The following is a 14,360-nucleotide window of genomic DNA, read 5'->3' on the forward strand; positions in this document are numbered from 1 at the left end:
ATTATCTACAACTGTCTATATAAACTACTATGTTTTAGGTTGGTGGTAACTTAAAAAATTGTGGTTTTATTGAAACTAATAACGAGTATTTTAGGTAACAATCTCTGGCCAACAGCCGTGCTTTTTATAGTAGTTTTCAAGGCATGGATTTGTGTAGTTACTTTCTTGGTAACGCTGTTTTACCGACTGATGTATATAGGTAGGGTTAATCATAGGATCGGGTATGCTGCGAACATGTTTACCGAGTAATTTATATTTACCTTTATATTCATTATGCTGGCTGGCTAATGGGTTTATGCTTGGCGCTGTAAAATAAGACTCAAATGCTAAGCCAGACTTTTGTGCTTCGTTCATTAACCAGTGTTTAGGGATATCGGCTAAACAGGTAGTGTCTTTGTCAGGTGCATAACTACCGCCAATATCTGAATGGTTACCAGCAAACCACACTTGCTTCATATCAACGCTAGGTTTGTGCTCCCAGATAGTTGGTTCAAAATCATTTCTTATTTCATCAAGTGCTAGTGCATGCCTAGCTTTGATTATATTGCTGCCAATTTTTCTATCGTAAAACAAATGGTTGTCTTTGATTAAACCAAATATGGTGAACGGTAACCCCATTGCACCTACTGTATCCCAAACACCGATAAAGTTAATTTTAATCTGAGCAGCAATAGCGAATTGCAATACGTTGGTTGGGTATTGTTTTTTATTGAGTTGCTCTGGACGATTCCAGGTTCCATCTGCGCAGATTATTATTCTTTTCATCATCTTCCTTGGTAGTTTTATTATTTAAAGGTAATAGATGATTGAATTGTGTCAAGGTGGATTCCCGCCTACGCGGGAACGACGAATGTGGTGTAAAACGACGATTAATAAATGGTCGAAGAATAATTGATATTATTTACGGCGAACGATGTGGGCTGGACAGCCTACTACGGTAACCTCTGCAGGTATGTCGTTAAGTACTACTGCGCCAGCGCCAACAATTACGGTGTGCGATATTTTAATATGGTGCGTAAGTGTTGAACCTATACCAACCCAGCTAAATTCCCCTATTCTTACTTCTGCAGCAATGTTAACGCCAGGAGATACGTGTACGTATGGGTCGATAACACAGCCGTGATCGATTGTTGCACCGGTATTGATAATACAGCCTTCTCCTACTTTAACGCCGTAGTTAATGGTTGAGTTGGCAACAATTAACACTGCGTCGTTAATTTCTGCGTATTCACTGATGATGGCGTAAGGAGATATTAGTGCAGTGGTTCTAAAGCCAAGAGATTTGAACTCACTAAGCTTTTGCTTTCTGATCTTGTTATGACTAAGGGCAACAAAGATTGCATCGTAACTTGAACCATGGGCTTTTAGGTCATCTTCATTACCTACAACATCCCAATGACCACATTGTTTTACTTGTGGGTATTGGTTGTCGAAAAAGAATACTTGGTAGCCATTTTGCTCGGCTATTTCTGCGGCAACTTTACCGTGGTCGTCAATGCCTAAAATGGCGATGGTATTTGGATGAGTAAGCACGTGTGATCCTTGAAAATTATTGTTTTTGATAGCGATGCATTATTTATACTGGGTTAAGGGTTAATGAGTCAAGGGTTAATAGATTAGGTTTGAATAAATCGCGGTTCCCGTCGGGGGTAACGTCCGAATAAATTCGGACCTGCGGGGTATATCAGTTATTTTTTATATGATAATCGGCGGTTTTATTTAAAGGAGCAAAGTAAGCGTTTAGCTCAGCGTTATTACTTTGTTTTATTGCTATTGCCAGTTGCGACCAAACCAAGTGAACTTCTGGCGTATTTTTGCCAAAGGCATGGGCGTTTTTAAGGTAGTGTTTGAGTTCGTCATCAAATTCGTTCAATTGCCATTTAATCAAAGCGAGTGCCGCCCAAGTTGCAGGCCAAGAGGGTCTTAGCTTGGTTGATTTTAGGTATAATTGTTTGGCTTTATTTAATGATTTAACGTATTCCAGCTCAAGTTTATGATGCGCGCCCCACTCGATTATTTGGGCTTTTTTTTCTAAGTATTGTGGGTTGTTATGCAGGTTTATGGCTGTGCTTATTGTTTCTAATGCGTTTTGATACAGTGCTTGCTGTTGAATGCGATAAGATCCTGAATCTAGTTCAGGATGACGTAAGTCAATTGTATCGTCATCTGGACGTAGTGCAGGATCTTGTTCATTTCGTTGTTGTGAAATAAGTACGGAATGATAATTAGTTAAATCAATTAACTGGGAGTGAAGTTGCTCTGCACGCTTAAATGTTAGGTTGGCTATGCCCCACTTGCTAGCAATAAAGATTAATAGCAATAAGCAACCTATTAAGGCAGCTTTTATAATTATTGGTAGATACCCTTTATTAGCCTTTAACATACGTTTGAGTTATTTATGAGTTATAACCATATTGATCGTAATAACCTGAAAACTCTTCGTAGTCCATGGCTTTTTGTAAATCAACTTGGTTAAGCACTACCCCGCCTAAACGAATATTTGATTGCTGTAAGCGTTTCAAACTCGCCTTTATTTGGCTTTCTTTAGTACTTGATGCTCGCACAACATAAACTAAAGTATCAGCTTGTTTAGCAACTATCATAGCGTCGCTTACCGCTAATATTGGCGGCGTATCGATAAGAATTTTTTGGTAACGAGTTTTAAGTTCGTTAATTAAGGTTTTAAATTGATTTGAGGCCAGTAACTCTTGTGGATTCGGCGGCAGAGTACCGGCTGTGATCACGTCGACATTACCTTGTTCGTCGTGTTTAATACAGTCATCTAAGCTAACGTTTCCAGCAATATAGTCAGATAAACCGGGGCCTGATAATTTAAAGTTTTTAGCAACTTTTGGCTTGCGTAAATCGGTGTCGATAATAATGGTTTTTTCTAACTGCGCCGAGGTAAAAGCTAAGTTACTGGTTACTAATGTTTTACCTTCACTTGGTATGGTTGAAGTAACCGCTATAACCTGAACTTTTTTATCTAAATTAAGAAGTTGCAAGCTAGTTCGAAGTGTTCTTATCGCTTCGGAGAAAGCATGATCGTTACCATTAAAATAGTAATAATGATCTAGGTTTTCAATTAACTTCTTCTGCTCGCTTTTTGACTCAATATGACTACCGACTAAAGGCACGATACCTAGTAAATTGCTGTGTAGTTTTGACTCGATATCTTCAACACTGCGGATGGTGCTGTTAAATGCTTCAAGTAATAATGTTGCGCCAACACCCACCATAACACTTAACATAAATGCTAATACGACGATTAATTTTTTGTTTGGCTTGCTTGGGCCATACGGTACTGTTGCAGGGTCAACAACGCGCCCTACTGAAGTTTCAAAACCTTGTAGTTCAGCTGTTTCTTTTAAGCGTTTAAAGAATGCTTGGTATAAGTTAGAGTTGGTTTCAACGTCTTGTTTTAATTCTCGGCGCGTGCTGTCGACACGAGTTAGTTTTTGGTATTTATTTTTAGCTTGTTCAACTGCATCCTGAGCTCGTTTAGTGGCACGCTGAGCTTTGCGATAATCACTGCCTATAGTTGCAATTAAACGCTGTACCTGCTCATTGATATTGGCTAATACTTTATTTTGCTCGGCATTAGCGGCGATCATTTTAGGGTGTTTTGGTCCGTAGGTAACACTTAGCTCAAGTATTTTCTTTTCTACTTCTCGTTTTTTTTGTTGGCTTACTTTTAAATTCGGGTGGTCTTGCACTTCAGGTAAGTTTGCCAGTACTGCTAAATCGCCTTTATTTTCATTAAGCAATTGGTAGACTTGTTCGATTTCTTTTTCATGCTTTTGCGCTGTTAATACATTTTTAGAGCGCTCTTCTATCTCTTTTGCCGCCAAGCTTTTTATGCCGCCTAAGTCGACTAACGAGTTGTCTTCTTCAAAGTCTTGTAGTCTATTCTCTGCCGCCGTTAACTTTTCTTTTAAGCCTGAAAGTGAGCGGTTTAACCATACTGCAGATTTCTCTACACGCTGTAGGTTAACTTCCATATGATTATTGATATAGGCTTGTGCAACACCATTAGCAGCAAGGGCTGCAAACTCGGGATCATGTGATTGAAAAGAAATAACCACTAGCTCGGTTTTTGAAATAGGTGAAGCTGAAATCCCACCAAGAATATAACCAACGATTGAGTCAAATTTTTGCTGCTGTTGTTGCTCTTTTGATAGTTCTACACGAGGCTTGGGCGGATTAAGTAATTCTTTAAATTTTTGCCAGCCGCTTTTAGGTTTAGGTGGCTGATTAAATAGTGGGTGCTCAACTAAATTAAGATCGGTTACGACTTTTTCAGCAATCGGCGTCGATGTAATAATTTCAAGCTGGGTGTAGTAATACTCTTGACGAGAGTCTGCTTCGTTATAAATGTCGTTAAGCTCAACAACTTTAGATTGTTCTTGCTCAATTAACAATGTGCTGCTGGCAACGTAAATAGGCGTGCGCGATTGTGCGAAAATAATCGCAAATAAGGTAACCACAACAGAAAGTGCAATGATGCGCCACTTACTACGGTAAATGATTTGCCATAGGTGTTTTAAGTCTATTTCATCGTTATGCATGTTTTGATTAGGAAACTGCTCGCTCATATTACTTCCTAAAAGAAACTCTGTTTAATATTGATCACGTCACCCGGGCCAACTTTGTCATTTAAGTTAACTGGCACAAGGGTATGAGTGCTGTCATTACTGCGAATGATATAGATTTTATCGGTAGATGCACGTTCGGTTAAACCGCCAGCTAATGTAATAGCTTTTGCCACCGTTAAGCCAGGTTGGTATGGATATGCACCATCTTTTTTAACTTCGCCATCAATAAAAAATGGACGATACTTAACAATGGCAACTGAAACATTTGGGTTAACTAAATAGTCACCTTTTAAACCATCATGAATAGCTCTTTCTAGCTCGACCACGGTTAAACCTCGAACAGTCAACTCTCCCAAAAATGGGTAGGTTATTTTGCCAGTATCAGATAATAGGGTTTGCTTGCCTAGTTCAGGCTCACCAAAAACTGAAATGCTGATGGTATCGCCAGCGTCTAAACGATATTCGTCACTGGCTAAAGCTTGCAAGCTTGCGGTAAGTACAATCATGGCAAAAAATAATTTGATTGTATTAATACTGCGAGAGAATAGCTTAGCGAGAAGTTTTACAGAGAAAGTCATAAAGTTCCAATTTAAAAGGATGCAGTAATACCAACTTCAATTGTATTACCTTGATATTCGAGCACGTTAAAATTACTTTCACGTTTTGAATGAATATACGATGCCGACAAATCAATATTACGATGCATCTTATAATAGAGGCTAGCACTATAGCTAGTATTATCGTCTTCACGCGATGAATCACCGTAAATATCATCACTAAACTGCACAGTTATCTTACTGGCAAGTCGGTCTAACCATTGGTGGTGCCATGCAAGGTTGTAGTTGGTATTTTCAATATAACTACCTTGGCCTTTGGTTTCGGATACTGCGCGAGCTGTTGAAAAGTCAAAGTTTGAGTAAGTAAGAGGTGTCCACAAAACACCTACTTGCCAGCGAAAGCCTGATGTGTCATCCCATTCTTTACTGTTAAATTCTTTTTCTGAGTAACCAATACGGGCATAACCGGTTGTTATGGCACTGCCCTGCCACTCAAAGCCTAAAAAGGCACTTGCGTTGTCACTATCAAGTTCAGCTTCGTTTACTCGTGCATTTTCATAGTCAACTTCACCAATAGAAAGGCTAAATGTAAACTTAGTGAACGCCCCAGTTTTATAATTAAACGTGCTACCTATGTTGTTAGATTCATATTCTCGATTAGCGGTAACATCAATATTCTTAGCATTTAATGGGATATTTAAATCTTCACGATATAGGCTATCCCAGTTAATTTTTGAAAACTTATAGGTGAAATCAATATTGGCTTGAGAGGACGTTGCGCCATAACTATACAAGCCTTTTAGGTTGTATGTTTCATAACCAGTTGGCTCTTTTAAAATATCAGCAAAGCCAATTGAATAATCTTTACCACGCTCTTCATAGTCACGGTTATAACTGACATCAAAATTAACTCGATGCCTAGTTTGTAAATCTAAAGCGGCTATAGCACTTAACTTGTGGGCGGTATAATTGTCTTCACTGCTTTGTAGGTAGGTAAAATTGTTAATTTGGTAATTTACTCGATAGGCATTTAAACCACGAGCTTGAGATAATTCGAACTGAGGGGAAATACTAGAGATCCATGAGTCTTGTTTGTTATTGTCGTTGTGTAAGAAGTTGTCTTGGTAACTAAGTTTGGCATTTACTTGCGGCGTAAATTTAAAATCACCTAGGTCAAAGCTTTGTGGTTCAATAGCATAGCTAGGCGCTATTGCAATTGCTTGCAATAGGCACAAAAATAATACTGTTGAACGACCAGAGAACTTCATTAACGCTCTAAACCCTGAATTTATTATTATAATTAATTATTATTTTTATTATCTAACCTTAAGTTAGTTATTAAATCACTTGCTATAAATACCAAGTCGTTTTATCCATTTGACTTGTTAATAGCAATTTAAATAATTAGCGCAATGGCTATAACATCCAGTGTTATTTTTATACCCAATCTAGCATCTAAGCTTCGATAATATCATAGATATTAGACATTAGACCACCCTTAAGACATGTTAATTACATGTAAAATGCAACAGCTTACTTATTGATATCGTGGTCAAAATTTATTTACGGTTTTTGATGAATGCAAACCATAGTTTGCTATCCACGCTAAGGCTAAGATCACATGAAAATAAGCAGCGTTTGCTGGAGCTTGTAAATTAAAATCTACCGATATATGTATCAGCATTCCTATAATAGCCATAGCGGCGCCAAAACCTAGCCCTCTTAAAAATCGGCTATTACGTTGCCGCATCGCATTAATTGCAATAATGAGTGAATATAAGACTAAAACCCCTAACCATATCAAGCTTGGTATACCGTATTCACTGGCAAACTGCACATATTCGTTATGAGCATGGTCGTAAAAGCTTTTAATATCATTACCTTGCACAATGGGGAATGTTGAATAAAAACTCCCGCCTCCTGTCCCTGTTAAAGGAAAGGCTCGAATAAGATCTAAGGAGTACTCATTTACATCAACCCGCTGCTCGGTTTGTATCGTGGTTTGCTCTAAACGCTGTTTAACTTTATCTAAACCAAAATAAGCGCCTAAAATAAAGGTATCGATAACTAATAAACTCACAATTAAAACCATTAAGCTTTTACTTTTGCTTTTCATCAACCATAAAGCCAATATACCGGTGAGGGTTAACGCAACAAAAAATGCAGTATTTCCCATCCTTGAACGAGATAAGACAATAGCGATAACCATGATTGCTAACGCAATGCGCAAAGCTCCTTTTCCTGACATTAAGGCTTGTAAAAATTGAATAACTTTATTACTTCGGTTTTTTAATTTGTGCTTATCTAGGGTTGCAACTAAATAACCAATACCTACCGATAAGGTTAGAATTAAGAAGTTGGCAAAATGGTTTTTATAAACGAAGCTGCCACTAGCAATACTAGTGTTCTTTATATTTAAAAATGGGCTAACCGGTAAATTAGACAACGCTAGTGTAGCGCCATAAAACGCTTGCCAAGTTCCAGCAAAAATAAGGCATAACATTAGGGCTCGTAAGCGTTTAAAGTCGTTAACAAGCACTAACGTTGCAAGCATAATGCAAAAATAACTCAAGGCTTTCACTGTTGCGATTTTTGCTTGCTGAGGGTCTAGAGCTAAGGCATACCAACCATCGTTTGTTAACAAGGAACTCTTTATTATAAGTGCTGTATTTGGGCTAATAGCATTTATTAAATTTAGTGGTAATGGAATTAGTTGTAGCGCTTGATAGAGTATAAATATTGCTAGCGCTGATATTAGAAACTTGAATGGTTTTAACTGTTGCTGCAGTTGTTCTACAGAGTGACTCAACAGTATTCCTAGAATCAGAATAAAACTCACAATTTCCATAACAGACCATGCCCAAGGCCTATTAGAGCCTAATGGGATAGGTAATAAAAATAGTAAAGCAAGTAATAACCAAAACATACTTTGCTTAATTTTATTTAAAGTTAAATGTGAAATATCGTTGAAGAACATGGCTTACTCTAACAAATGATAAAAAGGCCCTTTAAGGGCCTTTATTAATTAGCTGATGCTGATGTTGTAGTTGCAGCACCAGGCCCGCCATTACCATTACCGCCACCTAAGGTTCCCGGAGGAATTGGCGGTGCTAAATTTAATGCTTTGCGTTTTAAGGTTACCTGCTGCTCGGTGGTTAATGCAGCTACTTGTGGTTGAACGGTTGTTTGAGCTGGCAATTCACTTAATTCGTTCGATTGTGCAGCACTGGCAACTACAGTTTGAGTACCTAAACTTTTTGCAGGTTCGCCCTGTTGTTGAATGCGTTTTTCTAAAGTTTGTTTAGCTTCAGCATTTAATTGTGCCGTTAATTTAGCTTGTCTTTCTCTTTCTGCTTGTTTCTTTTGCTTTTTTAAGCGGTCTTTATCTTCTTTGGTTTCAACTAATAAAATATCGGTATCTGTTTGGTAGTTTGTCGTTTCTTGTTCAGCACTGTCGGTAAAAACCTGTTGCTCAGCATCGACTTCATCGTTATCAAGAGTTAAAGAGTTTTCATCACTTACGGGTTGTTGTGATTCATAGTCAGCAATAATCGCCATTTGTGAGCCATTATTAACACTCGAAATTGCTACTACCGACGAGACAAAAAATAACGACAGCAGTAATACGGTTGTTTTGCGTTTCATATATTCTTTCAACTTTTTAAAATTTACATTAATCATTTGCAAGTAACTCCTGCACTAATTATGTTTTGATAGATTTATAGATCAAAAACCGCTATTTGCATTTAGCCTGTCACATACTTTTTTGTCTTGACTCTTTTTACATGCGTTAGAGTTTACGGCATGTGAAGTATTAGGTGTCATTAGAGCTGTCAGAGCCACGGGAGTTACTACAGCTAACTTACCAAACCTTCTTATAAAGTCGCGACGAGTGTTCTCTGGCGACATCTCTGATTCAACATTATTAACGGGAGTAATTTGACTAGAATTCTTATCAGTCATAACGGCATTACCTATGATTTTTTGTTCGTTTATAGCGCTTATAACTTTGATAATAACCGTTATTGGTTAATTTTTGTAGTACTTTGTTAACTATGTAAACCTCATATTATGTACGGTGCAAGATTGTCATGACAGAACGTCAAAAAAGAATGATGAGTAATACAATAAAAAAACCTCGTCAAACGAGGTTTTAGATTCGAATTTCATTATATTTACTTAATCTTTTGAGCCTTTTGATAACCTCTTTATAAAAGAAACTAGTAAGCCAACAAGAACTAAAATAATAATAAGTCCATTTAGCCATTCAGGCATAATAGAAACTAGCTCCGGAGCTGAAAATTTCAAAAGTACAAATAATACTAAAATGCAAAAAATAACGATTACCTTCATAACTTCTCCTTTTAATTAAAGCTATCACTGCATATTTTAAGGCATTGACCTGTGGTTGCGAGACCAAGAAACTTCCCAGCGACACCAGCCTTGTCTAAAACCTTATTTATTTTAATGTTCGCATTAACACCTTCACAAGCTTTCTCGCTGTAATTATCTGCTTTTGCTTTCAAGAATTTATCAAGCGACTTTCCTTCCACTTGTCCCATTCCAAGGCAAATAGCATAACATGCTTGTTTATCAGTTCTATTCGGGTTTGGTAATACACCTGCCGCACATTCTGCTGTAATACATTTTCCTTCAATATCGTCCGTACCTATCCAGCAATTTCCATTAGACAACCCCAAGTCTTTAGCTTCTTGAATAGAGCATTTTCGCAAACCTAGAGGATCAATAAAAATAATAGGGTTGCCTCCAACATAGGCAAAGGTATTTAAGCCGCCGTTCAGTCCTATTGGGTCGCTTTGGATGTAGCGGCCTGTTTGAGGATCGTAATCACGGTAGTAATTGTAGTGTAGTCCACTTTCTTGATCATAGTATTGTCCAGGGAAGCGTTTGTTGTAGATGAATTGTTTTCCATCTAAGTTTACATCCTCGTTTGCTTCGCCATTACCAAAGGCATCTGATTGCCATTGCCAAAGTGTTTGTTGGCTCTGGTTGCTTATTGTTCTTGGTGTGTTTAGATGATCTGTGTGTACGTAATACACTTGGCTAGTGTTGATTTCATGTTTAATTACGGCGATTGGCATGTTGTTTAAATAGATGTGTTCGGTAACTGGGTTGCCGGTATTATCTAGCTCGCTAATTAATTGCCCTGCCGTGTTATATACAAAGTATTGGCTAACATTTGTGGTTAGGTCAGTTTTACTTACTCTTTGCCCTAAACCGTTGTATTGGTAGCTTGCAACGTTTGCTATGCCCTCTAGTTGATTGTATGGACTGTATTGTAGTGTTTGTCCATTTCTGGTTAAGGTGTTGCCATTAGCGTCAATGTTAATCGGGGTGCTATTTATCGCTAATATGGCGTTACCTGTAGGTGATATTTGGTAATTTGTATTATCAGTATTGGTTGTTAACGATGTACGGTTACCGTTTTTATCATATAGGTAGTTATGAAGCTCTGCATTGCTAAGATTGTTGCTAGTTAGTAAGCGATTTAATGCATCAAAACTATAGGTTATTTGTTGCTCGATTTGTTGTTTAGTAAGCATGTTCCCTACGCCATCTAATGTGTAGTTTTGCTTGATTGGGCCGTTTTCTACTGCGGTTATGCGCCCAGCTAAGTCGTAACTTTTATTTAAGGTAAGGCCATTGCCAAATTTAAGGCTAGTAAGGTTGCCGCTAAATGTATGCTGGGCAGAGTTAATCAAGTTTTGACTAACGCCGTTAATGTTTGCATTAATGCTTGCGATATTTCCGGCTGAGTCATAAAGATAGTTAAGCTCTACGCCACTTGGATAGATTATTTGCTTAACTCGCCCGGCTAAGTCGTAGTTGTAGAGTATATCGCTTTCTATTGTGCCCTCTTCTAAGCTAATCGTTTGCTTTTGATTACTGACTTGCTCAAAGCCGTTGTATTGGAAGTTAAGTGTAGTATTGTCTTTTTCAATGGCGCATATTTTGCCCTCGCCACTATTACAGTTTTGATAATTGTTGGTTATGTTATAAGCGCTATTTTCGCTGTTATTAATCACTTGAACTGCGCGGTTATAGCCATCAAATTGATAAGTAAATACTTGGCCTTTGGCATCAATAGTTTGTACTTTATTACCGGCTTTATCGTATTTATGGCTCCAGTTTCCTCTATCTGGGCTGCTTTCATATAATTTATTGCCAAAGTCATCATAACTGTAGGTAGTTACATTGTCATTTGCATCGGTAATTGATACTGGGTTGTTATGTACATCGTAGCTTATTTGATATTGAGTATTTGCTGTTTGAGGGTCTGAGCCTTGTACATCTTGCATCACGCTAACTAAACGCTTTAAGGTGTCGTAAGTATAGTTTTTTTGTACTTGATTGGCGTTGGTTTGCTGGGTTATTAAACCATGCTGGTTATAAATAGAGTCGAGTCTGGTATTTTCACTTATTACACTTGCAGGGTTATTATGATCATCAAATAGCTGTACGATTTGGCGCTGTAGCTCGCCATTAGCATCAAAGACACTTTGACTAATAATATTATCGCTGTGATCCCTCGTAAACTCTATATACTGACCTAAGGAGTTATTTACCTTGGTAAGTCGATTAGATTGGTCATATTCAAAATATATTATTGACTCATCATCTGTTTCTGCAGCAAGCGTAATTGAAGAAATATTATTATTAAAATCATAGGTATAACTTTGCTCCACAGCTGTTCCATCAGATGATTGACGCACAATTCTATAGAAATTTAAGGTTATATCGCTGTACTTTAAGATTTGCGTACCATTGGATAAAAGATATTGATTAGCGAAACCATTTTGTAAGTAGTAAATATTATCTTTAATAACTTTCCCATCAGGTCCAATAATGGTTTTTAATTTCCCTGAACTAGAGTAATTACTTAATTCGTGATAAACAAAGCTGTAGCTATCGTTAATGTCGTCACGTGGCCCATCAATCATAGATACTTGACCTAGTACACCGTTATACTCAAAGTTCGTAGTTCTTGATATTGCTGTACCATCAGGCTCATAGCCTTGTTCCGTTACGCTGGTTAAATGAGCGAAGTCGTCATAACTAAATTGAGTTACTTTGGTTTGTCCACTAACCGATGGTTGTTCAATTGTGCTTATCTTATTAGTAAACTGTTGATCATAAGTGTAATTGGTGCGTCGTTCTTTTGCGGTGCCATAAGCTTCAATTATATAACCTGGTTGACCATGCTCGTTATAGTTACCGTAACGGGTGGTTACACCATTGATGGTTTTTGACATTAAGTTGTTTGTGTCTGGGTTAAAACTGAAGTTACGGTTAGTATCTTCTCCTGTTGCACAAGCGGGACCATCAGCATTAGCTATTAAGCCAAGTCCAAGTTGACCAACCGCTAAGTACTCTGATGTTGTACCATTTGGGTTAGTGACGGTCCTACTACCATCGTTTCGATATTCAACAGTATATTTATTACTACCATCACCTAACGAGCTTGATATAGCTTGACCTTTGTCGTTATATTCCCAAATGGCAATTCTTTCTTTGTCTTTATTACTAAAGCCAGTTAATAACGTGCCGTCAATTTCATCCTCATAATGATAATAAAAATCTCTTCCCTCTAATTCATCAGCACTGGTTAACATACCGTTGCTACTACTATGGTAGTCGTAGTATCTTCTACCTACCCTATCAATTTTTCCATCTTTATAAATAAAGCTTAACGTATACCCTGTTGGGCTAATTACCTCAGATATGGTTTCATCTTCACGATAACTAACAGTGTATGCATTACCATCAATTAGAGTTATTTTTTGTAATTTACCATTGGAGTTATACTCTTCAACTTCACCTTTATCATTAGTGTAATGCCAGGTTTTGCCAGAGAGTATTAACTTAGTTTTAGTGTCTTGATAAACAGGCAACCAAGTTTTTTTGTTTTTATAAAATTTAACAATTTCACCATTATCTCGATGTAAGTCAGCTATGGTTACAGAGGATCCATTAACAATACCTGAGCGTGTTGAAACAAAACGCGAATAAGAGTAGCTCCATTTAGGTCCCATATCTAACTCAACATTGCTGGTACTGTTGTAATAACGCACAAACTCTATGCCAAATTCACTATCATTTGCGAGATCTACTGCCTCTTCATATTTATTACCCGTTATGATGTTAATCGGGTTACCAACAAGGGCTTCACATTGTCTAGGTTTACCTTGGTTTCGACCTACATCTAACACTTCGGTGGTAAAGTCATCTTCTTTATCAGGGTCTCTACCTTCTTTAACGGTTACTGTAAATTCAACCGGAGATTCTGGTGCCCAATAGCTTGTAGCTTGGATAATATAAACGCCAGGTTTATTGCCTGACTCCCAATACAACTTCGCTAACCCCTCATGGTTAGTGTAGGCATTTAAAGTACCTCTTTTGGTGTAGTTAGGTTCTGATTCATAAACATAATTTAAACCGCCACTGGCTTTGCCTTTAGGACGCTGAATTACTTCATAGCTGATTTCCTTGCTTGGCGTGCCAGAGACATTATCGTAGTCAATCAGTTTGATTTCTAATGGCGTTCTTGAATTGTCATTTTCATAAACCGTTAAGTTTCCACCATTAGTAATTTCCATTTCACGGCCTTTGACTTCAAAGGTTTCTTTGGAGAGTAATGTTTCAAACCCGCCAGTTACCTCAACCGTTTCAACAGTCCAGATACCGATTTCATTTGCTACATAATGTGCGTTTTCTATAGACCAGCCAGAGGTCATGCAACTTGGTTGCATAACAACGGTCCAACAGCTACCACTCCAACTGACTTCTGACTCATCTACCATAATGTTTTCAGGGTTATAGAAACGAATAAAAATATCATCCCCTGGAGTATTTCCTTTATTAACGATATCAATCTCTCTTGATACGTAAGAGTTTATTCGTGCAGGGGTTACTTGGTTTATTGAGTAACTAGGTAGTTTTGACCAATCAAGGCCTGAATAGTTAGCGCCTATTTCATTTTCATAACCGGTAAATGGGCCCGCTACTTGATGAAAAGGTTGGACGGCGAATGTTATTGTAGAGAAACAATAGAGACTCGATAATAACAAGCAGTTAATGACGTTTTTGAATTTTGGATAGAAAAATCCAATAGTAAATGAATACATAAATCTCCTCCTTGAGATGTTTAGTATGTAAATTATTAAGTGTTTGTGTTTTAAATTTGATT

At 37.6% G+C, this 14,360-nt stretch carries 11 protein-coding genes; all 11 read right to left on the reverse strand.

All coding sequences use genetic code 11. From position 1 onward, the window contains the following. Positions 1-90: 90 nt before the first annotated feature. Positions 91-765, reverse strand: coding sequence for a T6SS phospholipase effector Tle1-like catalytic domain-containing protein (locus tag FNN08_RS06855; protein WP_143583970.1), 675 nt, complete (start codon positions 763-765; stop codon positions 91-93). Between the two features lie 132 nt (positions 766-897). Beyond that, entirely contained in the window at positions 898-1,533 is a 636-nt protein-coding gene (locus tag FNN08_RS06860; RefSeq protein WP_185962582.1) for an acetyltransferase, read from the reverse strand. Between the two features lie 151 nt (positions 1,534-1,684). Then, on the reverse strand, positions 1,685-2,320 hold the full coding sequence (locus tag FNN08_RS06865; protein ID WP_143583972.1) for a hypothetical protein: 636 nt from the start codon (positions 2,318-2,320) through the stop codon (positions 1,685-1,687). 76 nt (positions 2,321-2,396) lie between these two features. Then, a complete protein-coding gene (locus FNN08_RS06870; protein ID WP_143583973.1) occupies positions 2,397-4,595 on the reverse strand; it encodes a GumC family protein in 2,199 nt (732 codons plus the stop codon). A gap of 8 nt (positions 4,596-4,603) precedes the next feature. Next, positions 4,604-5,101 carry a polysaccharide biosynthesis/export family protein gene (locus FNN08_RS06875; protein WP_143584642.1) on the reverse strand — a complete coding sequence of 166 codons (498 nt, stop codon included), beginning with the start codon at positions 5,099-5,101 and terminating at the stop codon, positions 4,604-4,606. 83 nt (positions 5,102-5,184) lie between these two features. Next, positions 5,185-6,420: an outer membrane beta-barrel protein gene (locus FNN08_RS06880; RefSeq protein WP_143583974.1), complete on the reverse strand. Its 1,236-nt coding sequence runs from the start codon at positions 6,418-6,420 to the stop codon at positions 5,185-5,187. 284 nt (positions 6,421-6,704) lie between these two features. Beyond that, complete coding sequence (locus FNN08_RS06885; RefSeq protein ID WP_143583975.1) at positions 6,705-8,129, reverse strand: O-antigen ligase family protein; 1,425 nt, start codon at positions 8,127-8,129, stop codon at positions 6,705-6,707. A gap of 44 nt (positions 8,130-8,173) precedes the next feature. Beyond that, positions 8,174-8,797: a hypothetical protein gene (locus FNN08_RS06890; protein ID WP_143583976.1), complete on the reverse strand. Its 624-nt coding sequence runs from the start codon at positions 8,795-8,797 to the stop codon at positions 8,174-8,176. An 81-nt stretch (positions 8,798-8,878) separates the two neighbouring features. Next, on the reverse strand, positions 8,879-9,115 hold the full coding sequence (locus tag FNN08_RS06895) for a hypothetical protein (RefSeq protein ID WP_143583977.1): 237 nt from the start codon (positions 9,113-9,115) through the stop codon (positions 8,879-8,881). A gap of 216 nt (positions 9,116-9,331) precedes the next feature. After that, on the reverse strand, positions 9,332-9,505 hold the full coding sequence (locus tag FNN08_RS16320; protein WP_185962583.1) for a hypothetical protein: 174 nt from the start codon (positions 9,503-9,505) through the stop codon (positions 9,332-9,334). 11 nt (positions 9,506-9,516) lie between these two features. After that, positions 9,517-14,298, reverse strand: a complete 4,782-nt coding sequence (locus FNN08_RS06900; RefSeq protein ID WP_143583978.1) for an RHS repeat domain-containing protein — start codon at positions 14,296-14,298, stop codon at positions 9,517-9,519. Positions 14,299-14,360: the final 62 nt, after the last annotated feature.

This window comes from Thalassomonas sp. M1454 (assembly GCF_007097525.1).
In the GTDB taxonomy this organism is placed as follows: domain Bacteria; phylum Pseudomonadota; class Gammaproteobacteria; order Enterobacterales; family Alteromonadaceae; genus Thalassotalea_A.